General features: G+C 67.5%; 26 protein-coding genes. 6 read left to right on the forward strand and 20 right to left on the reverse strand.

What is annotated here, in order from left to right; all coding sequences use genetic code 11:
• From PV772_RS04655 to PV772_RS04665, 3 genes are all read right to left on the reverse strand, one after another.
• A complete protein-coding gene (locus tag PV772_RS04655; RefSeq protein ID WP_347885574.1) occupies positions 1 to 489 on the reverse strand; it encodes a regulatory protein RecX in 489 nt (162 codons plus the stop codon).
• A 132-nt stretch (positions 490 to 621) separates the two neighbouring features.
• Entirely contained in the window at positions 622 to 1,677 is a 1,056-nt protein-coding gene (gene recA / locus PV772_RS04660) for a recombinase RecA (RefSeq protein ID WP_141161628.1), read from the reverse strand.
• Between the two features lie 222 nt (positions 1,678 to 1,899).
• Positions 1,900 to 2,124: a DUF3046 domain-containing protein gene (locus PV772_RS04665; protein ID WP_141160961.1), complete on the reverse strand. Its 225-nt coding sequence runs from the start codon at positions 2,122 to 2,124 to the stop codon at positions 1,900 to 1,902.
• Between the two features lie 41 nt (positions 2,125 to 2,165).
• Here PV772_RS04665 and PV772_RS04670 point away from each other — a divergent pair, with 41 nt between their 5' ends.
• Positions 2,166 to 2,711, forward strand: a complete 546-nt coding sequence (locus tag PV772_RS04670) for a MarR family transcriptional regulator (RefSeq protein ID WP_307360057.1) — start codon at positions 2,166 to 2,168, stop codon at positions 2,709 to 2,711.
• A 67-nt stretch (positions 2,712 to 2,778) separates the two neighbouring features.
• Here the strand turns inward: PV772_RS04670 and PV772_RS04675 are convergent, their stop codons facing one another.
• The 7 genes from PV772_RS04675 to PV772_RS04705 all read right to left on the reverse strand — a co-directional run bounded on the left by PV772_RS04675 (position 2,779) and on the right by PV772_RS04705 (position 10,739).
• Positions 2,779 to 3,231, reverse strand: coding sequence for a helix-turn-helix transcriptional regulator (locus tag PV772_RS04675; RefSeq protein ID WP_347885493.1), 453 nt, complete (start codon positions 3,229 to 3,231; stop codon positions 2,779 to 2,781).
• A 168-nt stretch (positions 3,232 to 3,399) separates the two neighbouring features.
• Positions 3,400 to 3,879, reverse strand: coding sequence for a CinA family protein (locus PV772_RS04680; RefSeq protein ID WP_141160963.1), 480 nt, complete (start codon positions 3,877 to 3,879; stop codon positions 3,400 to 3,402).
• Positions 3,876 to 4,517: a CDP-diacylglycerol--glycerol-3-phosphate 3-phosphatidyltransferase gene (pgsA, locus tag PV772_RS04685; RefSeq protein WP_141160964.1), complete on the reverse strand. Its 642-nt coding sequence runs from the start codon at positions 4,515 to 4,517 to the stop codon at positions 3,876 to 3,878. Before pgsA ends, PV772_RS04680 begins: the two co-directional genes overlap by 4 nt.
• Positions 4,518 to 4,534: 17 nt before the next feature.
• Positions 4,535 to 7,411, reverse strand: coding sequence for a DNA translocase FtsK (locus PV772_RS04690; protein WP_347885494.1), 2,877 nt, complete (start codon positions 7,409 to 7,411; stop codon positions 4,535 to 4,537).
• Positions 7,412 to 7,551: 140 nt separating this feature from the next.
• Positions 7,552 to 9,243 (reverse strand): ribonuclease J, encoded by a 1,692-nt coding sequence (locus PV772_RS04695; RefSeq protein WP_141160966.1) that lies wholly within the window; start codon positions 9,241 to 9,243, stop codon positions 7,552 to 7,554.
• Between the two features lie 40 nt (positions 9,244 to 9,283).
• Positions 9,284 to 10,192: a 4-hydroxy-tetrahydrodipicolinate synthase gene (gene dapA / locus PV772_RS04700; protein WP_347885495.1), complete on the reverse strand. Its 909-nt coding sequence runs from the start codon at positions 10,190 to 10,192 to the stop codon at positions 9,284 to 9,286.
• 58 nt (positions 10,193 to 10,250) lie between these two features.
• The gene (locus tag PV772_RS04705) at positions 10,251 to 10,739 is read right to left on the reverse strand and encodes a hypothetical protein (protein ID WP_246839728.1); all 489 of its coding nucleotides are present in this window, start codon (positions 10,737 to 10,739) and stop codon (positions 10,251 to 10,253) included.
• Positions 10,740 to 10,898: 159 nt separating this feature from the next.
• On the opposite strand from PV772_RS04705, the gene PV772_RS04710 reads away from it, so the two are divergent.
• A complete protein-coding gene (locus tag PV772_RS04710) occupies positions 10,899 to 12,134 on the forward strand; it encodes a heparan-alpha-glucosaminide N-acetyltransferase domain-containing protein (protein ID WP_347885496.1) in 1,236 nt (411 codons plus the stop codon).
• A gap of 90 nt (positions 12,135 to 12,224) precedes the next feature.
• Here PV772_RS04710 and PV772_RS04715 read toward each other — a convergent pair whose 3' ends face one another.
• The 8 genes from PV772_RS04715 to PV772_RS04750 form a co-directional block, all read right to left on the reverse strand.
• Positions 12,225 to 13,196 carry a TM2 domain-containing protein gene (locus PV772_RS04715; protein WP_347885497.1) on the reverse strand — a complete coding sequence of 324 codons (972 nt, stop codon included), beginning with the start codon at positions 13,194 to 13,196 and terminating at the stop codon, positions 12,225 to 12,227.
• Between the two features lie 326 nt (positions 13,197 to 13,522).
• Complete coding sequence (locus tag PV772_RS04720; protein ID WP_141160970.1) at positions 13,523 to 13,996, reverse strand: hypothetical protein; 474 nt, start codon at positions 13,994 to 13,996, stop codon at positions 13,523 to 13,525.
• Complete coding sequence (gene dapB / locus PV772_RS04725; protein WP_347885498.1) at positions 13,993 to 14,769, reverse strand: 4-hydroxy-tetrahydrodipicolinate reductase; 777 nt, start codon at positions 14,767 to 14,769, stop codon at positions 13,993 to 13,995. The genes PV772_RS04720 and dapB overlap by 4 nt, the downstream gene beginning before the upstream one ends.
• A gap of 91 nt (positions 14,770 to 14,860) precedes the next feature.
• Entirely contained in the window at positions 14,861 to 15,325 is a 465-nt protein-coding gene (locus tag PV772_RS04730; RefSeq protein WP_141160972.1) for a molybdenum cofactor biosynthesis protein MoaE, read from the reverse strand.
• A complete protein-coding gene (locus PV772_RS04735) occupies positions 15,315 to 15,845 on the reverse strand; it encodes a MogA/MoaB family molybdenum cofactor biosynthesis protein (protein ID WP_141181172.1) in 531 nt (176 codons plus the stop codon). The genes PV772_RS04730 and PV772_RS04735 overlap by 11 nt, the downstream gene beginning before the upstream one ends.
• Entirely contained in the window at positions 15,842 to 16,333 is a 492-nt protein-coding gene (gene moaC, locus PV772_RS04740; protein WP_141181171.1) for a cyclic pyranopterin monophosphate synthase MoaC, read from the reverse strand. The genes PV772_RS04735 and moaC overlap by 4 nt, the downstream gene beginning before the upstream one ends.
• Positions 16,321 to 17,565 (reverse strand): gephyrin-like molybdotransferase Glp, encoded by a 1,245-nt coding sequence (glp, locus tag PV772_RS04745; RefSeq protein ID WP_347885499.1) that lies wholly within the window; start codon positions 17,563 to 17,565, stop codon positions 16,321 to 16,323. The genes moaC and glp overlap by 13 nt, the downstream gene beginning before the upstream one ends.
• 23 nt (positions 17,566 to 17,588) lie before the next feature.
• Positions 17,589 to 19,100, reverse strand: a complete 1,512-nt coding sequence (locus PV772_RS04750; protein ID WP_246839920.1) for a molybdopterin-dependent oxidoreductase — start codon at positions 19,098 to 19,100, stop codon at positions 17,589 to 17,591.
• A gap of 265 nt (positions 19,101 to 19,365) precedes the next feature.
• On the opposite strand from PV772_RS04750, the gene moaA reads away from it, so the two are divergent.
• From moaA to PV772_RS04765, 3 genes are all read left to right on the forward strand, one after another.
• Positions 19,366 to 20,478, forward strand: a complete 1,113-nt coding sequence (gene moaA / locus PV772_RS04755) for a GTP 3',8-cyclase MoaA (protein ID WP_347885575.1) — start codon at positions 19,366 to 19,368, stop codon at positions 20,476 to 20,478.
• Positions 20,479 to 20,483: 5 nt separating this feature from the next.
• Positions 20,484 to 20,750, forward strand: coding sequence for a MoaD/ThiS family protein (locus tag PV772_RS04760; protein WP_141181168.1), 267 nt, complete (start codon positions 20,484 to 20,486; stop codon positions 20,748 to 20,750).
• A 96-nt stretch (positions 20,751 to 20,846) separates the two neighbouring features.
• Positions 20,847 to 22,574 (forward strand): HNH endonuclease signature motif containing protein, encoded by a 1,728-nt coding sequence (locus PV772_RS04765; RefSeq protein WP_141160978.1) that lies wholly within the window; start codon positions 20,847 to 20,849, stop codon positions 22,572 to 22,574.
• Between the two features lie 20 nt (positions 22,575 to 22,594).
• Here PV772_RS04765 and PV772_RS04770 read toward each other — a convergent pair whose 3' ends face one another.
• Both PV772_RS04770 and PV772_RS04775 read right to left on the reverse strand, forming a co-directional pair.
• Positions 22,595 to 23,155, reverse strand: a complete 561-nt coding sequence (locus PV772_RS04770) for a hypothetical protein (protein ID WP_347885500.1) — start codon at positions 23,153 to 23,155, stop codon at positions 22,595 to 22,597.
• A gap of 101 nt (positions 23,156 to 23,256) precedes the next feature.
• Positions 23,257 to 23,748 (reverse strand): hypothetical protein, encoded by a 492-nt coding sequence (locus PV772_RS04775; RefSeq protein ID WP_246839730.1) that lies wholly within the window; start codon positions 23,746 to 23,748, stop codon positions 23,257 to 23,259.
• Positions 23,749 to 23,888: 140 nt separating this feature from the next.
• Between PV772_RS04775 and PV772_RS04780 the strand changes: the two genes are divergently transcribed.
• A complete protein-coding gene (locus tag PV772_RS04780; RefSeq protein ID WP_347885501.1) occupies positions 23,889 to 24,089 on the forward strand; it encodes a hypothetical protein in 201 nt (66 codons plus the stop codon).
• The last annotated feature ends 31 nt before the right edge of the window (positions 24,090 to 24,120 follow it).

The raw sequence follows: 24,120 nt of genomic DNA on the forward strand, positions 1-24,120 counted from the left end.
TTAAGGGTACCGGCTCTGGAGGCGGTCGTTGTCGGGGTCCTGCCGGGAATCGAGGACCTCGTTGACGATCCGGAACGCCTGGGAGGGTTGGTAGCCCTTGCGTGCGAGCATTGACGCCAACCGCCGTACGGCTTTGTCCCGCTCGCCGGGGCCGGCCAGGTCCGTCCCAGGACGGAGCTTGCGTTCCACCAGGGCACGGGCTGCGGCTTCCTCGTCGGCGTCGGTCAGCTGCTCCAGGGCCGAAGCAGCCGTTTCCTCGTCGATGCCCTTCTCAGCGAGCTCCCGCCGGAGCGCACCCTTGGCCAGCTTCCTGGACTGGGCCCGGCTCCTGACCCACATGTCGGCAAATTCGGCGTCGTTGATCAGCCGGACTTCCTGGAACTTGTCCAGCACGGCCTCGGCGACGGGTTCCGGGATGTTCCGCTCCGCCAATTTCCGGGCAAGCTGGAGCCGGCTCTTGGGCGCCGCTGTGAGCTGCCGGTACACGATGGCCTGGGCAACCGAGAACGGATCCGGTTCGGCGTCCGCGGCCTGCGGGTCCTCAGGGGCGGCAAACCCGTCCGGCGCCCCGGTTGAGGGGCTGCCGGAACGGGTCCGCCGTGTTCGTGGGCCGGTCAAGGGCTAGAACCCGTCGACGGCTTTCAGCTTTGGCGCGTCCTTGGACTCATCCTCGGCAGGCTTGACGCCGACACCGAGCTTCTCCTTGATCAGGCGCTCCAGCTCGGCGGCCAGCTCCGGGTTGTCACGGAGGAAACGGCGCGAGTTTTCCATGCCCTGGCCCAGCTGGTCGCCGTCGTAGGTGAACCAGGAACCCGACTTCTTGATGATGCCGTGCTCCACGCCCATGTCGATGATGCCGCCTTCGCGGGAGATGCCCTGGCCATAGATGATGTCGAACTCGGCCACCTTGAAGGGCGGAGCCATCTTGTTCTTGACGATCTTGGCCTTGGTCCGGTTGCCGACCGAGTCGGCGCCTTCCTTGAGGGTCTGGATCCGCCGGACGTCGATGCGGACCGACGCGTAGAACTTCAGGGCCTTACCGCCGGTGGTGGTTTCGGGGGAACCGAAGAAGACGCCGATCTTTTCCCGGAGCTGGTTGATGAAGATGGCGGTGGTCTTGGTCTGGCTCAGGCGTCCGGTGATCTTACGCAGGGCCTGGCTCATGAGGCGGGCCTGGAGGCCGACGTGGCTGTCGCCCATGTCGCCTTCGATTTCTGCCCGCGGCACAAGGGCGGCCACGGAGTCGATGACGATGACATCCAGCGAACCGGAGCCGACCAGCATGTCCATGATTTCCAGGGCCTGCTCGCCGGTATCCGGCTGCGAAACCAGGAGGGCATCGGTGTCCACGCCCAGCTTGGCGGCGTAGTCGGGGTCCAGGGCGTGCTCGGCGTCGATGAAGGCTGCGATCCCGCCCGCGCGCTGGGCACTCGCCACCGCGTGCAGGGCCACGGTGGTCTTACCTGAGGATTCAGGACCGTAAATTTCGATGACGCGGCCGCGCGGGAGCCCGCCAATGCCAAGGGCGACATCCAGGGCGATGGAGCCGGTGGGGATGACTTCGATCGGAGCGCGGACTTCATCGCCCAGGCGCATGACCGAGCCCTTGCCGAACTGCTTGTCAATCTGGGCAAGTGCTGCTTCCAGCGCTTTTGCACGATCCGGGGCTGCCGCCATGGTTGACACCTCTAATGCTTTCTCGATGGTGGCCTTCGCGGCCATTGTGTTGGTCATCTCTGACGCTAAGGGGACCCACTGACATTCCGGCCGGAAGACAACGGCTATGTGGATAAACCCGATGAAAAAATCATAGCCTTATCCGAACAGGTATTCGAAGAGTGGAGCTCCTGCGGCGTGTCCGCCGGCAGGATCCCCGCCCCGGCAGCGCCGTGCCCTCCGCTAGTCGCGGCGCGGGGCGATGTCGCGGCCCAGCCGCCGTTCCGACGGGACATCCTGGACGTCGCAGACCGCAAGCCAGACCCGGCGCGGCTCAACCCCGGCCGCCAGGGCCTGATCAGCGGTGCGCCCACCGACGCCGGCAAGGACCAGGGTGCTGCTCAGCACGCGGGAGTATCCCGCGCCGAACTCGTCATCCATCAGACGCCAGTACTCGCTGATTCGCATCGGTAAATCCTCTCATGATTGTGGACCCTAGAATTGTTGCCATGAGCAACTCCCCGGACCTCCCGCCGCGGCAGGACACAGGCAATGACGCCGCCGATGCCGCGCTGCAAAATGTTGAACACCAGATCAGCCTTTTTTGGCGGCGGGCGCGGGCCATCTCCAACCAGCTTTCGCGCGAGGTCCACCCGGACATGGAGCCAGCGGCGTACGGGCTGTTAACGATTATCCGCCGGGAAGGCCCCATCCGGCTGACTGAGCTGGCCATGAACATCGGTGTGGGCAAGCCGTCGGTCAGCCGGCAGATCGCGTTCCTGGAAAGCCTGGGCCTGGTGTCCAAGGAGGCGGACCCCCTGGACCGCCGGGCGCAGTCGATCCGGCTGACGCCCAAGGGCGAAGAGAAGATGCACCAGGTCCAGGACGCCAGGCGACAGGTCTTCCAGGAGCGGCTGCGCGAGTGGCCGGTGGAGGACCTTGAGGAATTGGCCCGCTGTATGGCCAGGTTGAACTCCACTTATGAGCGTGACGGATTCCCCAGGGAAGCCGCCGACGGGCCGGGCTCGCCGGAGCGGGCGCAGCAGGACTCATGACAGCAGGAAGCCCCCGGCATGGCCGGGGGCTTCCTGTTGTCCGGCGCCCACCCTGCGGTGGGGCTCCTTACCGGGCTCCGGAGAGGAGTCCCGTGGAGAGTTCGTCGTTCAGTTCAGTGTTGAGGTCGCGTTCCAGGTCACGGCCGTAACGCTGGGAGAATTCCTGCGGAACGGTGTCCGGAACGGCGACGCCTTCGGCTACTGCCACGCGGTCGCTGACCTCGCGGAGCATGCTTGACAGCGGAACATCCAGTGCCGAGCAGATCGAGGACAGGAGCTCTGACGATGCTTCCTTTTGGCCGCGCTCCACTTCGCTGAGGTATCCCAGGGAGACGCGGGCGCTGTGCGAAACTTCACGGAGCGTGCGCCCCTGACGCTGGCGGACATCGCGCAGGACATCACCGATTTCGTGACGAAGTACTACCATCTTGCGCTCCTTCTGTACGCTCTTAGCCTGTTCGGCGAGGCCCACATCCTTCCAGCGGACAACGCCGTTTACGGATACGGGCTGCTTTACCATCTGTATCGCCTTGCTCCCTCATTGGTCAGGTCCGCCGCCGGCGAACCTGTCTTGGTCATTTCATCCTAGGCGCCTCCGCTCTTCGGAAGCGACACAATGTAATAACTAATCGGTAATGGCTTTTGTTCCCGGCAACTTTACGCGCGGTAACTTGGCGGCCTGCGCGGCTTAGCCGGCGAGGGCTTCGAGGAGTCTTTCGAGGGCGGCGGCGCAGGCGGCGGCGCGGATGTCCGGCCGGTTTCCGGTGAAGGAGTACTCGAAACCGGCGGTGCCTGCCGCTGTAGCGATGCCGATGTAGACCCGGCCCACGGGTTTGCCGTCGTGGGCCTCGGGACCGGCGACGCCGGTGGTGGAAAGCCCGACGTCGGCGCCCAGGACAGTGCGCGCCCCGGCGGCCATGGCCCGGGCGACGTCGGGATCGACGGAGCCGGCACGGGCCAGCAGGTCGGCGGGCACGTGCAGCACCGCCTCCTTCACCGAGTTTTGGTATGCCACCACCCCGCCCTGCAGCATGCCGGAGGCGCCCGGGGTGTCAGCCAGGACAGCGGACACCATGCCGGCCGTCAACGACTCCGCAGTGGCAACGGTCCGTCCGGAGTCAAGTGCCTGCCGGACGGCCTGTGCCGCCAGCCGGTGAAGGTTACTCATGCCTGTTCCCGTCCCTCGGTTCCCGCCTGCCGCTTGCCCCTGGCGCGCAGGCGCAGGGCTTCAACCACGTACTCGACGCCGGTCCACAGCGTGATCGCCACCGCTGCCATCATGACGGCGAATGCCACCCAGGACATCCAGGGCGCGAATGCCCCGAGCGGCAGCAGGTACAGGAAGATTGCCGCGGTCTGGACAACGGTTTTGAGCTTGCCGCCGCGGGAGGCGGGGATGACTCCGTAGCGGATCACGAAGAACCTCAGGGCCGTAATGCCCCATTCACGGACCAGGATCACCACGGTTGCCCACCAGGGGAGCTCGCCCAGCAAGGACAGCATCACCAGCGCGGAGCCGATGAGCAGCTTGTCGGCAATGGGGTCGGCAATCTTGCCGAAGTCAGTGACCAGGTTCCGGCTCCTGGCGATGTCGCCGTCGAGCTTGTCCGTGTAGATGGCGACGGCGAACGCGGCCACCGCTGCCCAGCGCCACGGTCCGGAGGTGCTGTGCAGCCCGGGGGCGTCGGCCACGAGAAACCATACGAAGAACGGGACCAGCGCGATGCGGATCATGGTCAGGACATTGGGGAGGTTCCAGACCCCGGCACGGCCTTGGCCGGCGGCGGTTGCATCGGTGCTAGTCACGTTCCTAGGCTACCGGGCTAGCGTCCGGTGAGGGACCAGGCGTCCTCGGAGCCGTCGTCGTCGCCCGGGGCGGAATCCGATCCGTCGTAATATTCGACGTTCTGCTTCCGCTGGTCCAGGTCAGCGGCCACCAGGTCTTCGGCGTAGCCGCCCTGGGCGATGTTGGCGTTGGCGTTGTCACTGAGCGCTGCCGTCTGTGAATCGGCCACGGCCGGCGGCTCCTGGCCTTTCATCGCGGCGAGGACCGCGGCGAGGTCGTCCGGCTTGACCAGGACGTCCCGGGCCTTGGAACCCTCGGAAGGTCCCACCACTCCCCTGGACTCAAGGAGGTCCATGAGCCGGCCGGCCTTGGCGAAGCCGACCCGGAGCTTGCGCTGCAGCATGGAGGTGGAGCCGAACTGGGTGGTGACCACAAGCTCCGTGGCCTGCAGCAGCACTTCGAGGTCGTCCCCGATGTCGTCGTCGATCTGCTTCTTTTCCGCTTCGGGGGCGACGTCGTCCCGGTAGACAGCCTGCAGCTGCCCCTTGACGTGCTCCACCACTTTATGGATCTCGGATTCGGTGACCCAGGCGCCCTGGACACGCATCGCCTTGGACGCGCCCATGGGCAGGAAGAGGGCGTCGCCCTGGCCGATCAGCTTCTCGGCGCCGGGCTGGTCGAGGACCACGCGGGAGTCGGTGACGGAGGACGTGGCGAAGGCCATGCGCGAAGGCACGTTGGCCTTGATGAGGCCGGTGACCACGTCCACGGACGGGCGCTGGGTGGCCAGGACCAGGTGGATGCCTGCGGCGCGGGCCAGCTGGGTGATGCGGACGATCGAGTCTTCAACGTCGCGCGGCGCGACCATCATGAGGTCGGCGAGTTCGTCCACGATCACCAGCAGGTATGGGTAGGGCCGGATGACGCGCTTGGAGTCCACCGGCGGGTGGACCTTCCCGGCACGGACGGCCTTGTTGAAATCGTCGATGTGCTTGAAGCCGTAGTTGGCCAGGTCGTCGTAGCGGGCGTCCATTTCCCGCACCACCCACTGCAGCGCCTCGGCGGCCTTCTTGGGGTTGGTGATGATCGGCGTGATGAGGTGCGGCACGCCCTCGTACGCGGTCAGTTCCACGCGTTTGGGGTCCACCATGACCATGCGAACCTCATCCGGGGTGGCCCGCATCAGGATCGAGGTGATCATCGAGTTCACGAAGGACGACTTACCGGCACCGGTGGCACCAGCCACCAGGAGGTGGGGCATCTTGGCCAGGTTGGCCACCACATAGCCGCCCTCCACGTCCTTGCCCACGCCCATCACCATGGGGTGGTCCGTGCGGCGCGCGTTCTGGCTGCGGAGGACATCGCCCAGGGAGACCGTTTCACGGTCGGTGTTGGGGATCTCGATGCCGATGGCGGACTTACCGGGGATGGGGCTGAGGATCCGGACGTCGCTGGAGGCAACGGCGTACGAGATGTTCTTGGACAGGGCGGTGACGCGCTCCACCTTGGTGCCGGGCGAGAGCTCGATTTCGTACCGGGTGACGGTGGGGCCGCGGCTGAACCCGGTGACCGTGGCATCAACGTTGAACTGGGTCAGGGTGTCCGTGAGGGCGGCGACGACGGCGTCGTTGGCTTCCGTGCGCTCCTTCGGGATGGACCCGGGGGTCAGGAAGTCCGAGGCCGGCAGGGTGTAGGTCACGTCGCCGGCCAGCGAGAGCTGCTCGGTCCGCTGCGGGATGGGAACGGGCGGCGGCGCGGGCGCCACCGGGTTCGAGGGCACCGTGGGCGCGGCGGCAGGCTTGCCGGGAGCCGCGGCACCGGGGATAACCAGGGGGATGGCCTCGGTGGCGTTTTCCGGCGGGGCCGCCTGCGCACCGGCGCCCAGGCCCTGGGCGGCCTTGATCTTCTCGACGGCGATCTCCGCCTGGGTGGGCCGCCGCACTCCGGGAGCGGGCCGCGCCGGTTCGCCCTCGTCGTCGTCAATCACAGCGTGCTCGAAGGCTTCGTCGCCCACGTAACCCTCAAGGCCTGCCCCGGCTTCCTGGTCCTTCCCGAAGAACTTCCGCTTCTTCTTCCGGGGTGCGGGCGGCGCCGTCCGCTCGAGGTAGCTGCGGTCGTGGATGTCGGCGCGTTCCGGATCCATCAGGTCGATGCCCATGAGGTGCTCGTACGCTCCGCGGATGCGGCGCGGAATGGCGGTGAACGGGGTGGCCGTGATGATCAGCAGGGATACGAATGCGAGCAGGCCGTAGAGGGCCACCGGCACGGCGGGATGGATGGCGGCCAACGGCGTGGCGGCCAGGAAACCGAGCATGCCGCCCGCCCTGCGGAGCCCGTCGAAGCCGTCGGCCACCGTGGGCTGGCCGCCCAGGATGTGTGCCAGGCCGCAGCCGGCGAATGTCATGATCAGGAAGCCGATGCCCACCCTGTTGTTGCCCCGGCCATCGGAGGGCTGCCGGAACAGCCGGAAGGCGCAGACGAAGAGCATGAGCGGAAGCAGCAGGGAGATCCACCCGAACGTGCCGTTCACCACGGCGTAGACGGCGTCGGGGAACCAGCCTGTCAGGCCCCACCAGGCGAACGTGGCGATGAAGACGCCGAGCGCCAGGTTGAACAGGGCGGCTCCATCGCGGCGGTCCTCGGGGGGGAGGTCGCTGACGTCGTGGCCGATGCGGCGCACTCCCCCGCCCACCAGGTGCCCCACGCCAAGCCATGCGCCGCCCACTACGCGCAGCAGCCACGGCTGGTGGTGTTCGACGGCGGGAAGCTGGCGGGTGCGTGCGGTGCTTGATGAGCCGCCACGCCCCGCCCTGCCGGCGGTGGAGCCGGTTCCGCGGCCTGTGGGGCTCCCGGATTTGCTGCCGGAGCTGCCCCTGCCGGTACCTTTGGGCGCGGAAGTAGTACGTGTGGCCATAGTAGTTACGCTACCGGAAGCATGCGGTGATTCCGGGGATATCGGGGCCGGGAGCATCCCCGCTCCCCGCTGTTAAAGGCCTCCGGCCCGCACTCCTGCCTGCGGCGGGGAGGGCGGGCCGGAGCCGGCGGGGTGGACCATCAGGCCTCGAGGACCACCGGGATGATCATGGGCTTGCGGCGCAGCTTGCGGTTGACCCAGGTGCCCACGACGCGGCGCACCACCTGCTGGAGCTGGTGGCTGGTGTGGTCCGCATTGTTCTGGACCGCTTCTTCCAGTGCCGCGTTGATCTTGGGGATGATGTCGTCGAAGACGGAGTCGTCTTCGGCAACGCCGCGGGCATGGATCTCGGGGCCGGACACCACCTTGCCGGTGGCGCGGTGGATCACCGTGATGATCGAGATGAAGCCTTCGTCGCCCAGGATCCTGCGGTCCTTGAGGTCGGCGTCCGTGATCTCCCCAACGCTGGAGCCGTCAACGTAGACGAAGCCCACCTCCACCTGGCCCACGATGTCTGCCTGGTGGTCGCGAAGGTCGATGACGGTGCCGTTGTCCGCGAGGATGACGCTGGCTTCGGGAACGCCGGACTCGATGGCGATCTTGCCGTTGGCGATCAGGTGGCGGGTTTCGCCGTGCACCGGCATCGCGTTGAGCGGCTCGAGGATGTTGTAGCAGTAGAGCAGTTCGCCGGCCGCGGCGTGGCCGGAGACGTGGACCTTGGCGTTGCCCTTGTGGATGACGTCGGCGCCAAGCTTGAGGAGGCCGTTGATGATCCGGAACACGGCGTTCTCGTTGCCCGGGATGAGGCTGGAGGCCAGGATGACGGTATCGCCGTCCCCCACCACCACCCGGTGGTCACCGTTTGCCATCCGGGACAGGGCCGCCATGGGCTCGCCCTGCGAACCGGTGGACATCAGGACCACCCGGTTGTCCGGCAGGTTGTCGATGTTCTTGATGTCGACGATCAGCCCGGCCGGGACGTCCAGGTAGCCCAGCTTTTCGGCAATGGCCATGTTGCGGACCATGGAGCGGCCCACGAAGGCCACCTTGCGGTTGTGCTTGGCGGCGGCGTCGAGGACCTGCTGCACGCGGTGCACGTGGGAGGAGAAGGACGCCACGATGATGCGCTTGGTGGCCTGGCCGAAGAGGCGCTCCAGGGTCGGCCCGATTTCCTTCTCGGCCGTGGTGAAGCCGGGGACGTCGGCGTTGGTGGAGTCGGACATGAAGAGGTCAACGCCCTCTTCGCCCAGCTTGGCGAAGTGGCGCAGGTCGGTGATGCGTCCGTCCAGCGGCAGCTGGTCCATCTTGAAGTCACCGGTGTGCAGGACAGTGCCGCCGGCGGTGCGGATAAAGACGGCGAGGGCATCCGGGATGGAGTGGTTCACGGCGACGAATTCGCATTCGAACGGCCCGAACTTCTCCACCTGGCCCTCTTCGACCGTCAGCGTGTAGGGACGGATGCGGTGCTCCTGCAGCTTTGCCTCGATCAGGGCAAGCGTCAGCTGGGAACCGACCAGGGGAATGTCGTTGCGCAGGCGCAGCAGGTACGGCACGGCACCGATGTGGTCCTCGTGGCCATGGGTGAGGATGACGGCCACGACGTCGTCCAGCCGGTCCTCGATGTAGGAGAAATCCGGCAGGATCAGGTCAACGCCGGGCTGGGTTTCCTCGGGGAAGAGGACGCCGCAGTCCACGATCAGCAGCTTGCCGTCGATTTCGAACACGGCCATGTTCCGGCCGATCTCCCCGAGTCCGCCAAGCGGAACGATCCTGAGCGTGCCCTGGGGCAGGCGCGGAGGGGTTACAAGGCCGGTAAGGGCAGTTTGGGTCATAGTGCACTACTTTCCAGGCGGAAGGGTGCCGGTCTTAGCCTCAGGAGAAGACCAGCCCCGCTTCCGCCAAATCCCCGCGGATGGTTTCGATCTCGGTTTCGTCCGGCTCCACGAGGGGCAAACGGACAATCGAGTTGGGCAGGACTCCCTGCCATTTAAGAATCTGCTTGGCCGCCACGGCCCCCTGGACGCGGGTCATGGTGGCGCGGACGACGGGCTGCAGCTCGAAGTTGATCTTGCGGGCAGTCCCAAGGTCATTGGCGTTGACGGCGTCGATGAGCTCGCGGAAGCGGCGGGTGGCGACGTGGGTGGTGACCCCTACCAGGCCGACTGCGCCCAGCGCCATCCAGGGAAGGGTCAGCCCGTCATCGCCCGAGTAGAAGAGGAGGTCCGTTTCGGCCATGACGCGGGTGGCTGCGGTGAAGTCCGCCTTGGCGTCCTTGACGGCGACGATGTTGGGGTGCTGGGCCAGCCGGATCATGGTGTCGGGCTCAATCGGTATGGAGGAACGCCCGGGGATGTCGTAGAGCATGACGGGGACGTCCACTGCGGAGGCGATGGTCTCGAAGTGCGCGCGGACGCCGGCCTGGCTGGGCTTGTTGTAGTAAGGGGTCACCAGGAGGAGGCCGTCGACGCCGAGGGCGGCTGCCTGCTGGGAAAGGTGCACCGAGTGCGCGGTGTCGTTCGTGCCGGTACCGGCAATGATGGCTGCGCGGCCGCCCACGGCATCCTTGACGGCGCGGAACATGCCGAGGTTCTCTTCGTCTGTCAGCGTGGAGGTTTCGCCTGTGGTGCCGGTGACCACAAGGCCGTCGCAGCCGTCGTCGATCAGTTTGCTGGCCAGCGCTGCCGCCTGGTCGTAATCCACTGCGCCGTCCTTGGTGAAGGGCGTGACCATGGCGGTCAGGAGGGTACCGAGGGCAGGGATGTGCGCGGAAGAGTCAGCCATGGAAAAAACGTTACCCTGTCCCCGGCTGGTTAGGACAATGCCACGGGCGTGACGAGCGTCAAATACCGCGCCGGTCCGGCCGCGGTGCGTCCGCTCCGGCATGGCAATAGCGGCCGACGGCGGTTTGGCGCAGGCCCTCTGCCCATGCCGCGAGACGCTGCGCCGCGCGCACATAGTGGAACAACTCCGTGGGCGTCAGCGCATCAAGGTCCGTTTCAGCAAGCCGCCGGGCCAGTTCCGCCCCTTCGGGCTGGGCAGCCAGGCTGATGCCCTCCCGTTCCCATGCCACGTCCTCCGCCGGCCGGCCGGAAACAAGCTGGCGGAACAGGTAATCCACCACTCCCGGACTCATCGCCCTCAGGGGCCCACCGCCGGAGCCGTTATCCACCGCTGACTGGGTGGCGGGGCCAATCCGGCGCGGCTTGCCGGCGGACTGCGGATTGTCCGCCGGCTGGTTCCCAGGACGCGCTGCCCCAGCCCGCCCAGGTCCGTGCTGCTGGCGCCCCTGCTCCCGGGGTGCGGGGATTCCTGCTGGTCTGATCTCCATGGCTGCCATGATATTCGAACATATATTCGAAAACAAGGATGTCCAGGTATCCTCTGGATGGTGCGTGGCTGCCCGGACGGTCCGGCCTTTCAGGGCCCGGGGCCGGTCCTGCCGTGCTGTGACAAGCTGCGCCGGCGGCGCATGTGAGACGATCTGGTCATGACGTCCCGATCCGCGGCCACCCGGTCCCGCAAGGCCACTGGAAGCCGGCAACCGGGGCGTCTTCGGGGCATCGACGCTGCGCGGGGCGTGGCCCTGCTGGGCATGATGGCCACCCACCTGCTGCCCACCTTCGAATCGAATGCAAACCTCACGCCGACCTGGATCGGCCTCACCTTCTCCGGCCGCGCTGCTGCCCTCTTCGCCGTGCTGGCGGGCGTGGGGCTCGCCCTGTCCACCGGGAAGAACACGCCGCTCGAGGGTGCCCAACTCTCCGCCGCCCGGCGCGGCGTGGCACTGCGCGCCCTGGTGGTTGCCGCCGTCGGACTTACCCTGGGCGGACTCGAAGTGAATGTGGCCATCATCCTGGTCCACTACGCCGTGCTGTTTTTGTGTATCCTGCCTTTCCTGGGGCTCGGGGTGAAGCCGCTGTGCGCGTGGGCCGCGGGATGGATCCTTGCGTCGCCGGTGCTGGCGTACCTCCTGCGGCCATGGCTGCTGGCCCCCGAACCCCCGCTGAACCTGGGCCACAACCCCGCCTGGGATGACCTGGCTACGCCAACACGGCTGCTCGCGGATGTCTTCTTTACCGGCTACTACCCCGTGTTCCAATGGCTGTCCTACCTGCTGGTGGGAGTGGTGATAGGCCGCCTGGTGCTCACCAAAGCAGTCACCCCGGTGCTGCTGCTGGTAAGCGGAACCGTGGTGGCCGTGGCGGCCAAGGCCCTGGGTACGGCGGCCATGGAAGACTGGGGCGGCCGTGCAGCGCTGGAGCAGGTCCTCAACGCTCCGGGGTACCCGTTGGGCAGCGTCCTGCAGGTCAACCTGACAGGCATCCAGCAGGAGGGTTCCTGGTGGTGGCTGGCGTCAGCGGCACCGCACTCGGGAACCCCGCTTGACCTGCTGCATACCTCGGCGGTGGCCACTGCCGTCATCGGCGCCTGCCTGCTCCTGGAGCGCCTCGCGGAGTGGGTGGACCTGGACCTGCTGCTGCCGTTGCGCGGGGCCGGCGCCATGACGTTGACTCTCTACACCGTCCACGTCTGGGTTGTCTCCGGGTTTTACCTGAAGCCCCTTCCCGCCGGCTGGACCGAGGACGGGATGTTCTTCGCCCAGGCGGCCACCGCCGTCACGATCGGCATCGTTTTCGCCCGGCTGCGGTGGCGCGGCCCGCTGGAGTGGGCAGGCCATACGGCCTCGCTTGTGGGCCGCGGAGGCTTCAAGGCCCTTTCCTGACCCTCCCGCTGCCCAAAGCGCCGGCCGGAATGAAAGGACCCGCGCCCCCGGGTGGGGGCGCGGGTCCGGTTCCGGCGCCGGGGCCGCCTGCTATTGCGGCGTCAGCGTGAAGGCGGCCGCCTTGTCGCCGAAGTCATCGTTGAGGACAACCTGGACCGGGCCCTTCTTCACATCGAACGCGATGACGCCCTGGCGGCGATCGCCGGCACCCACCTCATCGGTGGGCAGGGCGCCCATGCCGTCATCGAGGTAAACCAGTTCGCCCTCTTTGCCGTCAGCGTCGAAGACCGTGAAGTTCGAGGGGCTGGCGAAGCTGCTTCCGGTCAGCGTCTCCCAGGAGACCTTGACGGCCAGGAATCCGCCATTCTTGGGCTGCAGGTACGTCATGCCCGGAATTTCCGTGGTGTAGATGGAGTCGAGGACGCTGACCTTGACGGTATTTCCTTCCGAGACGGTGGCCACGAAGGAGTTCGCGCCGGCAGCCGATGCACTGGGTGGGGCGGATCCGGTGGACGGCGCCGGGGCGGCCTGTGAGGCCGACGGAACATCGGGCGCTCCTGGGATCGTCCGCTTCTCAAGGGCGGCGCCGGCCACTGCAAGGGACACGAGGGTCAGCAGGATAGCGGTGATGATACTCACCAGCCAGAGGATGCCGGTGATGATCCAGGCCTTCTTCTTGTTCTCCGGGTAGCCCTCCAGCGGGCGGCCTTCCTTGTCCCTGGTGTTCCCCGTCAAGGTCATGATCAGGTCAACGAGGGCCCAGATGCCCAGGCCACCGGCGGTCAAGAGCTTGGCGACACCCGAGCCGGTCTTGCCCAGGTAGAAGCGGTCCGCACCAAATGTTCCCAGCAGCAGGGACAGGATCCAGGTGGTGATGAAGGACTTTCCGGGGCCGCCGGAGTAGAAAGCGTTGCCGTGGGGCCCGGGCTGGTATTCCCCCTGCGGACCTGCCGGGAACTGCCCCTGGAAATTGGGCCGTCCGCCGTAGGTGGATGGTGCCGGCGGAATGGGTGGAGCGGCCGGTCCGTTGTGGGGCGGCTGCGGGAAATTTGGGTGGCTCATTGATGGTCCTTCTGGTCAAGGGTGCGGTGCGGCACGCAGGGCGCGGCTGGGCCCAGGAGTAACTGCGCGCGGCGTCAGGAAGCCTCGGGCGGCACGGCGTGGAGGAGCGAAGTGGTGGGGTTGAGGGGCGGGGGCCCTGCCTTCGGTTCCGGAGAGCCGGAACCGTGGCACAGATACGGCCAGCCTCATGCTTTCCCCCAAAGCTAAAGAGTATTTACTAAATAAACCTACCGCGGGCGGAGGCGGACTGCGATGGGCAGAAATGCCCATCGCAGTTACCCGCAGCGCCACCGCGAGGCTGGGGCCGGGCCGGCGCCGGCGGTGGATCAGGAGGCGGCGGTAAAGAGCTTCACGGCGTCACGCATGGACGCCCGCGCACGTTTGCGGTCGCCGGCGGCGTCGTAGGCGCAGCTGAGGCGGAACCAGGAACGCCAGTCGTTGGGGGCGGCTTCGGCTTCGGCCCGGTACTTTTCGAACTCCGCGTCTGCTGCGGCCCGAACGATCCGGCCTCCGGGCGTGCGTGGGAGCTCATCGACGGGCAGCCCGCCTTCGGCTTCCAGGACTTTGGCCATCTGCTCGGTGCGGGCGCCGAACATGAGCTCCCGGATCAGGGCCCAGGCGCCCACAACGGGCAGCACCAGGTAGGCGGCGCCGATGGCCTTGGCTGTCAGGTTGCTGTCCGTCAGGAGCAGGAGCGAACGCTGGAAGGAGACCACCAGGTAGAAAACCAGCAGGAGGGTGACCGCACCCACCCAAATCTTGGTGCGGTTTTTCCGGAAGCCGGCTAGGAGACCATTCATGGCCTAGAGTCCAGGTCCAGGTATCCATCCAGGCCCACTGTCAGGCCCGGGTGCGCCGCAACGTTGCGCACGCCCAGGAGCACGCCGGGCATGAACGAGGCGCGGTCGAAGGAATCGTGGCGAAGGGTCAGCTGCTCCCCCGGACCGCCAAAGAGCACTTCCTGGTGTGCCACCAGGCCGCGGAGCCGGACGCTGTGGACGCGGACGCCGTCCACCTCGCAGCCGCGGGCCCCGGCACGCTCGCTGGTGGTGGCATCCGGGCTTGGCGGAACCTGCGCCGCCGCGCGCTCGGCGGCGATCAGCTGGGCGGTGCGGACAGCGGTGCCGGACGGGGCGTCGACCTTGTCCGGGTGGTGCAGTTCGATGATCTCCACCGATTCAAAGTACTTCGATGCCTTCGCTGCGAAGGCCGAGGCCAGGACCGAGCCCAGGGCGAAGTTGGGCGCAATGAGGACACCGGTGCCCGGGTGCGCTGCCAGCAAAGACTCCAGGGCTGACAAGCGTCCCGCGTCCCAGCCGGTGGTGCCCACCACGGTGTGGATGCCGTGCTCGACGGCGAAGCGGACGTTGGCTTCGGTGCTTTCGGGAACCGTCAGGTCCACCACATACTGGGCGCCCGAGGCGGCCAGCTGCTCCAGCGAGTCACCCCGTCCCAGGGCTGCGACGAGCTTCATGTCGGGCGCGGCGTCGACGGCTTTGACGGCCTCGGCGCCCATGCGTCCGTTGGCGCCCAGGACGGCCACCAGCTTGGGAACGGAGTGTTGTTCGGTCATGCCGTTAACCCTACCGGCGGGACCCGCGCGCGCAGGAACCGGGCGGCGTGCGTTACCTCGCAGTCCCGGGGGCGCTCCGGACAGTGCCGCATCAGCTGCCTGCGCCAACCCATTCCACGGTGCCGTCAGTGAAGAATTGTTCCTTCCAGATAGGTACCTGTTCCTTGATGCGGTCCACCAGCTCGGAGCAGACGGCGAACGCCTGCCCGCGGTGGGCTGCGGACACCGCGCACACCAGGGCCGGGTCCCCAATCTCCAGCATGCCGATCCGGTGCGCCGCCCAGATCCGGACGGGCTGTCCGGGCCCGGCACCTGCTTCGGCGTTCTGCTCGGCAACCAGGCGCCCGACGACGTCTGCCATGACCTGGTGCGCCGTGGGGTGCGCACTGTAGCTGAGGCGATTGACGGCCTTGCCGCCGTCGTGGTTGCGCACCACGCCGCTGAAGCTGACCACGGCACCGGCTGTATCGCTTTCCACAGCGGCAATCGCCTGGTCCACCGAGATGGGCTCAGCGCTCAGGACCGCGCTGACTACTTCGAATGCTTCAGTGCCCATGTCCGCCCTCCAGCTGGTCGCACAGATGCCCGATGAGCGGGTCCAGGACGCCCAGTCCGTCCATGACGCCCTTCGGGGAGCCGGGCAGGTTCACGATGAAGGTCCGCCCTGCGGCGCCGGCATACCCCCGGCTCAGGGCAGCAAGCGGGGTTTTGGCGGCTCCGGCCCGCCGGATGGCCTCCATGATTCCGGGGATTTCCCGGTCCAGCAGCGGCAGGGTGACGTCGGGAGTCCGGTCGTCGGGGCTGAGGCCGGTGCCGCCGCTGGTGATGACGACGGCGGGGTGCTGGGTAAGGAGCGCGCGGATGGCTGCGCCCGCGGGGTCGCCGTCGGGGACCACCATGGCGGGAAACACGTCAAAACCGTGTTCGGTGAGCCAGTCGGTGATCACGGGCCCGGTTTCGTCGTCGTAGATGCCGGCGGCGGCGCGGGTGGAGGCGATGACGACGCCGGCTTTCCGTCCCTGTACGTCGCCATGCCGGTGCGGTTCGGGAACCCGAAGGGTGTTGGGGGTAGTCACAGGGCCCAGTCTCCGCTCTTGCCGCCGCTCTTCGCCAGCACCTTGATGTCCGTGAGGACGGCATGTTTGTCCACGGCCTTGATCATGTCGTAGACGCTCAGCGCAGCCACGGACGCCGCTGTCAGGGCCTCCATTTCCACTCCGGTGACGCCCCGTGTCTTGACGGTGGAGCTGATGGCGACGGCGTCCAGGCCAAGGTCGAAATCGACCGTCACCTTGGACAGCGGCAGCGGATGGCACAGCGGAATCAGGTCCGGGGTCTTCTTGGCGGCCATGATGCCTGCCACGCGCGCAACGGCCAGGGCATCCCCCTTGGGCAGGCCGCCGGTGCCCAGGAGCCGCATCACCTCCGGTGTGGTCCGGACCGTAGCGGTGGCCGTGGCCTCGCGGGTTGTTTCTGCCTTGGCGGAAACATCCACCATCTGGGCGCTGCCGTCCTGGCGCAGGTGCGTCAGCGCGGGGGTCTGTTCTGCGTTCACAGCATCCATACTTCCACCTCGTCGCCGGCGGCGAGCTCCGTTACGCCAACGGGGACGTGGACCAGGCAGTTCGATCCCGCGAGCGCGTGCATCAGGTGCGAGCCCTCGCCGCCCTCCAGCTGCACGGTCCCGTCAGGCTGCAGGCTTCCCCGCCGGACCTGGTGCTTGTGCCCGGGTGACTCCAAGGGCTGGGCCAGGCGGGCGCGCAGCGGCTGCCTGGCCGCCGGCGACCCGAGCAGTCCCGACAGGGCGGGGCGGAGGAACATCTCGAAGGACACCAGGCAGCTGACCGGGTTGCCGGGAAACCCCAGGAAGGGGACGCCGTCGAACAGTCCTATCCCTTGGGGTCCGCCCGGCTGCATGGCCACATGCAGGAACTCGGCGGGCTGGTCCGCCATGGCCTGGCGCACCACCTCATACGCGCCCTTGCTGACCCCGCCCGTGGTCACGATCAGGTCCACGTCATGGCCGGCGGTCCGCAGCAGGGCCTGGAGTTCGGCGGGGTTGTCGGTGGAGATGCCGGTGCGCCGGACGTTGAGTCCAGCCTGTTTCATGGCCGCTTCCAGGAGGGTTCCGTTGGAGTCGTAGATCTTGCCCTGCGGCAGTGGTTGTCCCGGTTGGACTACCTCGTCCCCGGTGGTGACGAGCAGGACAGTCACTGCCCGGTACACCTCCACCTCAGCCACACCGAGGGCTGCGAGAAGTCCCAGCTGCGCCGGTCCCAGGCACGTCCTGGCGGCCATGGCCCGCTCCCCCGCCGCAATGTCGCTGCCGGCGCTACGCACATAGGTCCCCGGAACGGTTGCGGGCAGCTTCACCAGCCCATCGCTGGCCTCCGTGCGGAAGTGGTTCGGCACCGCCTTTTCGATGGGGACGACGGCGTCCGCCCCCGCCGGGATCATGGCACCGGTCATGATGGGCGCCGCGGTCCCGGGCCGCAGCGGCTGCGGGCTGGACCCGGCGGGAACCGGGGGCATGATGCGCAGGTCAGCTCCGCCGTCGGAGATGTCCACTGACCGGACGGCGTACCCATCCATTTGGGAGTTGTCGAATGGGGGAAGGCTGATGGGCGCCAGTAAGCCGTGCACCAGTGCCCGGCCGAGCGCACCGGACAGGGGGAGGACTTCAGCGCGGGACTCTGCCGCCAGCCGGGCCAGGAGGTCCGTGACCGCCGCCAGATGCTCAGCAACGGAGCGGGCGTGGTGGGCCGGGCCTGCTTTGCCGTGGGGGTGGCTGGTCATGGGTACGCCTTTGGTCGCGGCCGTCAGGATTTCACGTCCACTCTAACGGTGTGGAATCCCGTGGCTCCGTCCGGCGCGGGAGGCCGCTCAGTTTCATCCTGGGCCACACCGTTGAGATCGGTGGCGCGGACCTGGACCTCATACTGCCCCGGGACCAGGCTGACCGCCAGCTTCCACTGGTACCAGGTGTCTATGGAGATGCCCGGGGCCAGCTCGGCTTCCCGCCACGGCCCTCGGTTGACCCGCAGTTCCACCTTTTGGATGCCGGTGTGCTGGGCCCAGGCAACGCCCGCCAGGAGTACGGTTCCGGCACTGACCGGACGCCCGCTGCGGGGTACGTCGATGCGCGACGACGTCTTGATGGGACCGCGCGCCGACCAGCCCCGCGGCGTCCAATACCCGGCGTCGTCGGCGAACCTGGTGACCTTGAGTTCAGTAACCCACTTGGTGGCCGACACATACCCGTAGAGGCCCGGGACCACCAGGCGTACCGGGAATCCGTGCTCCAGCGGCAGCGGTTCACCGTTCATGCCTACGGCAAGGAGCGCGTCCCTGCCGTCGTCGGTTAGGGCCTCCAGTGGCGTTCCGGCAGTCCAGCCATCGGCACTGCGGGAGAGGACCATGTCGGCCCCCTGGTGCGGAACAGCCAGGGCCAGCAGTTCGCGGACCGGCCAACCGAGCCAGCGGGCGTTTCCAATCAGGTCCCCGCCCACCCCGTTGGAAACACAGGCAATGGTCATGTGGCGTTCCACCAGGGGCTTCCCCAGGAGGTCGGCGAAGGAGAGCTGGACTTCCCGGGCCACCATTCCGGTGACTTTCAGGACCCAGGTCTCCGGGTTGACCGTAGGAACAGCCAGGGCAGTGTCGATCCGGTAGAAACCAGGGTTGGGGGTGACCAGCGGCGGCATCCCGGGTACGCCCGCCTCTGCGGCCGCCGGAATGGGCGGTGCCGCGGACGCAGGGGCCGGCAGGGTGATCCGTGCCCTGGCTTCGGTGGCGGCGATGGCGGCTCCGCGCCAGAATCCCGCCAGCACTCCCCCCAGGGCTGAGGCGGCTGAGGTGGCGGCGAGAGCCTGGAGGAAGCCGCGGCGGGAACCGGCGGTTCCTCCGGGCCCTGCCTTCCCCGGGGCGGAGCCTTCCCACGACTGCAGCCGCCGGACCAGGAATCGCAACAGCACGATGGCGGCTGCCGCGGCCAGGACCGGCAGCATGGGGGCCAAGGGGGTCGCCTGGGCCCGTGTGAGGACCGCAGCCAGTCCCGCCAGCCCGAAAATCCCCATCACGAAGGCACCGGCCCACCGGCGGCGGAGCTCCAGGACCCCGGCCAGGGCCGCCAGAGCGGCAATGGCCAGCCCCATGCCCGCCAGGAGCGCGGCCTTGTCCGCAGTGCCGAAGAGGGTGATGGCCCAGTCCTTGACTCCGGGCGGGACGGCATCGATGACAGCGCCGCCCACAGCGGTCAGGGGCGAAAGGGAGGGGCTGGCAAAACCCGCCAGCAGCTCCCCCGCCGCGAGGCCGCCGGCGGCCGCTGCGATCCCGGCGGCCGCACCCCACCGTGCCCCGGGCCGCGGGACTGACTGGTGCGGGACTGCCTGGTGTTGGACGGGACTTTCCGCACGCTCCCCGGGGCCGGCGCCGTCGTCGTCCGCCCCGTGCTGTTGCGGGGAACTCTTCACAACTTCCAGCATAGGTTCGGCGGCGGTCCCCGGCGCAGGTTCCGTCCGGTGGTTCTGCGCCGGTCACGGGTGTGATGCGCAGCGCAACGTGGCGTAGCCTGAAATCATGAGTGTCCAGCTAGGAATGCCGCAGCCGCGCGAGGAAACAGCCCCTGCGCTGCCAGGCGTTCCGGCGCGCCGCCCCGCTGACGCGCCGGCCGGGCTGGCGGACCGGTATGGCCGCCGCGCCACGGACATGAGGCTGTCCCTAACGGACAAGTGCAATCTCCGCTGCACCTACTGCATGCCCGCGGAAGGCCTGGAATGGCTCGCCAAGCAGGCAGTGATGTCCGCAGCGGAAATCGTGCGGATCGTGAAAGTCGGCGTGGAGCAGCTGGGGGTCCGGGAACTGCGGCTCACCGGCGGTGAGCCGCTGGTCAGGCATGACCTGGTGGACATCATCGCCGCCCTGCGGGCCAACCACCCGGACCTGCCGATCTCCATGACCACCAACGGGGTGGGCCTGGCCAGGAAGGCTGCCGCGCTGAAGGATGCAGGGCTGACCCGCATCAATGTGTCGCTGGACTCACTGCATGAGGAGACGTTCACCAAACTGACCCGGCGCCCGTTCCTCGGCCAGGTCATGGCCGGAGTGGACGCCGCCTGGGCCGCCGGCCTGGGTCCGGTCAAACTGAATGCTGTCCTGATGCGGGGCATTAACGACGCCGAGTCGCCCCAGCTGCTGGCCTGGGCGCTGGAGCGCGGGTACGAACTGCGGTTCATTGAACAGATGCCGCTCGACGCCGATCACGGCTGGACCCGCCGCAATATGATCACCGCCGCCGAAATCCGCGCCCTGCTGTCCCGGGACTACGTCCTCACCCCCGATCCCCGGGCGCGTGACGGCGCTCCTGCGGAGCGGTTTGAGGTACGACGGCGGCAGGAAGGTCCGGCGGACGGCGCCGGCAGTCCCCTCCTTGGGACGGTGGGGATCATCGCCTCCGTCACCGAACCGTTCTGCGCTGACTGCAGGCGGACCAGGATCACCGCCGAAGGCAAGATCATGAGCTGCCTGTTTTCCCGGGAGGAGTTCGACCTGCTGGGCCTGCTGCGCACTGGTGCCGGCGACGACGAGCTGGCTCAGCGGTGGCAGGATGCCATGTGGATCAAACCAAAGGCCCACGGCATGGACCACGTGGGACTCGACGCTCCGGACTTCGTCCAGCCGGACCGCAGCATGAGCGCCATCGGGGGCTGACACGGATGCTTGTACGTTATTTTGCTGCCGCGCGCGCTGCCGCCGGGCGTGAGGAAGAAAAGTTCGACCTGCCCGACGGTGCCACGGTCGCCCATCTCTTGGAAGCTGTGCTGGGGGTGCCTCGCGCCGAGCCGCCGGCAGGCACTCCTCCGCTCGCTCGGCTCCTGTCCCGCAGCAGCTTCCTGCTCAACGAGGTGGCCGTCCGGGACCAGTCAACGGTTCTTGGGGCCGACGACGTGGTCGACGTGCTTCCCCCCTTTGCTGGCGGGTAGGTAATACAAGCATGTCCGGGCGTCTGGGCAGCGGCTGGCCAGCCTGCCAAGGCTGCGTCCGCTTTGAATGTCAGACCCCTGTTGGATGATGTTTTCATGGGAATCGGTGCGGATCTCGCGGTGGTGATGGAGGGTGTTTCTGCCTCTGTTGCTGCCCTGAGCGGGCTGGTTCTGGATGATTGTTCCTTGGCTTCGGGCGCTCATGTTGGTGCTGACGTGGATGTGTTGCGGCGCCGGTATGAGATCCGGTTGGAGCGGCTTGAAGTCGTGGCCCGGTTGGAGGCCCAGCTCGCAGCGGTCAAGGTCAGTGATGTTGCCGAAGCCGTCGAAATCCAGCTGGCACAGGTTGCACCTGACGCCCCGGTCCATGAGTGCACGTTTGCGGAGATGTCCGCGGTGGAGGAGATCGCCGGGATCCTCACCATCAGTTCGGGGGCGGCCGGTGCGTTGGTGGAGCAGTCCCGGCGGGTCTGTTCCCTGCCGGCTGTGGTTGAGGCCCTGTCCATGGGTGGGGTGTCGTGGCAGCACGCCCGGATCGTGGCCGACGAAACCGAAGGCCTCACCCCCGACTCTGCCGCCGGCCTGGTGGCGCATTTCTTTGACCCTGACGCGCCCAACCCGGCCCGGGGCGCCGCGCCCGGTGACCTTGTCCCGTCCAGGTTTCGGGCGAAGGTCCGGGCTTGGCGGGAACGCCACCACCCTGAGTCCTTGGAGAAACGGCATGTGAAGGGGGTGGCGGACCGGCGGATGGACTACGCCCCGGACCGGGACGGGATGGCCTGGCTGTCCCTGTACCTTCCCGGCGATACCGCGTGCGCCATCTGGAACCGCAGCACCGCCACCGCCCGCGGCGTCCAAAACCCCACGGAGGAGCGGACCCTCACCCAGCTCCGCGCCGACGTCGCCGCGTCACTGCTCCTCGGCGCCGGAAACACGACGGCCGCGGGTGAAGCTGCCAGGAGCACCGGTGATATTGGGAAAATCCCCACACCGCGGGCCGACATCCTGGTCACGGTCCCGGTGTTCTCACTGCTTGGCCTCACCGATGAGCCCGCGGTGCTGGACGGATTCGGGCCGATCCCGGCATCCATGGCACGGAGGCTCGTCGCCGGCGGGGCGGAATCGTTCTACCGGGTCCTGGTCGACCCGCGCGACGGGGCACCCCTGGAGATCGGACGCACCCGCTACCGGCTCCCGGAGACCAGCAAGAAATGGATCCGGCTGCGGGACTGCAAATGCACCTTCCCAGGCTGCACCAACCACACCCCCGACAACGACACCGACCACCTCACCGCCTGGCAACACGGCGGCAAAACAGACATCCGAAACTTGGCCCAGCTCTGCCCAAAACACCACCGCCTCAAACACACCAGCACCTGGGTCCCTGACGCGGCGACCCCGAATGAACCGCCCGGCTGGACCTCACCCACCGGCCGACACTACAAACCCGAACAAGCAGACTCCCAACCAACCCACTGGCCACCAGGAATCCTGGCGCCGAAGGCCATCGTCTCCGGGAAGTCCGCACCGACAGCGTTGGACGCACCAGGGGTGGGCCCAGCCGGGTTGGGCGCACCGGCGACAGCGGACGAAGTGGGACCAATGGAACCACCATCGGAACTGCCGGTGGAACTGCCGCTATGGCGCCAGTTAGTGACAGACACGCTGGAGTGGCCGGACGAGCCAGCCGAGGAACCGCCTGGCGGCAACTTGCTTGAGCCGGATGAACTCCCGCCGACAGATCCTTTGTGGGACGATTTCTACGCCATGCCGTTCCTGCTGCCACCAGACCCGGCGGGACATTGGGACGTGCTCCTGTCGTAGTACTTCCCCAGGGGTGTGTGTCAGCGGGTGGGTACAGGGGCCGATGGCCCCCCGCTGGACGCGGGCCCCGTTGCCAGTGCCATGGCCAGCAGTGACGCCCGGCTGTGGACTCGGCAAGCCTTGAAGAGTTGCTTGAACTGGTCCTGGACCGTGTACGGCGTCACTCCCTGGGCGTCCGCCATGGCTGCCGTACCGGCCCCTGCTGCGGTGAGCCAGAGCAGTTCCCCCTGCCGGGGTGTCAGGCCAAACGCCCGGGCAAACATGTCAAGCCTCGCGGCAGGCGTGCTGGCCTGAATCGTCACGGCCACCGGTGGAGTGGGTCCGGACCCCCCCGACTCCATGCGGTTGGCCCGCAGGGAGGCCCAGCGGCCCGCCCCGACGTAGACCCTGCATTCCGCGGGGTGGGTGTCCACCAGCGCTTCCCTTGCCGCCAGCTGGACCGCAACGTTCAACACCTCAGCCGGCACGTGATCGTGAGGAACCGGACCAGGCTGAAGCAGCTGGAGCCAGTCGTCCACGGACGCCGTTCGGCCAGCTATCGCCAGATCGTCGTCCAGGGTGAGGACAGCCTGCTCCGGCAATCCGGGCTGCCCGGCTCCTGTCCCGGATGCGTGGTCCGGGCCAGGTTCCGGGGGCGGTCGAATCCAAAATTGCCTGGCTACGGACCTCCGCAGACCCGCGGTCACTGCCGCTGCGAGCTCGCCCAGGTACGCAGTTTCTTCGTCCGTGAAGGGGACCGAACGCCGGTACGCCACAAATCGAGCCAGACCCAACACCCATACTTGTCGGCAAAGACGGCGGACAGGACATCGCGGACCCCATAGCGCTGCAACACGCCACTCCACACCGGGCTGCGGAAGGGCTCTCCCTGCGTTGCCGTCAGGAGGGACTCCGCCGGCTCCGGCGAATGCATCAGCTCGGTCCAGCGGCTGGCCCCGGAGAGGTACTTGAGGCGGATAAGTGTGGGCAATTCCTGGGGGCAGGGAATCCTGGCCCTCGGAGCCATCCCCACCGTCGTGTCGGGATCACACAACGGCCAAACGAATGCATCGAAAGGCACCATGGTGGCCACTTCTGCCAGAATCGCTGTCCGGAGAGCTTGGTGATCCAGGTCCGAGCCTGCCAGGAGTCGGATGCGCTCCTGGCTCCGGTTTCCAGCCCAGCCCTTGGTCATGTTCCAAGTATGCTCCGGCCATCCCGGGCAACCCGGAGGCGGTGCCACCCAGAATTCTGGGATACCCGCCGCAGCCCGACCGTTTAGCTTTAGCAGCGTGGAGCGTCCTCCAACCTGGCGGGACGAGTAAGGAGACTGGGATGTTCACCCTGCAGATCGAACACAGCATCACCGATTTCAGCACGTGGAAGGCGCCATTCGACCGTGATCCGGTGGGCCGGTCCGCGTCAGGGGTTCTCGCGCACCGGATAGGCCGGCCCGTGGGCGAACTGCAATACATTGTTGTGGAACTCGACTTCGCGGACCTGGCCCTGGCAGAGCAGCTGCTCACGAACCTTTGAACACAGGTATGGCGTTCGCCCGCCAACGCCC

The organism is Pseudarthrobacter sp. CC12, assembly GCF_039907755.1.
GTDB lineage: Bacteria > Actinomycetota > Actinomycetes > Actinomycetales > Micrococcaceae > Arthrobacter > Arthrobacter niigatensis.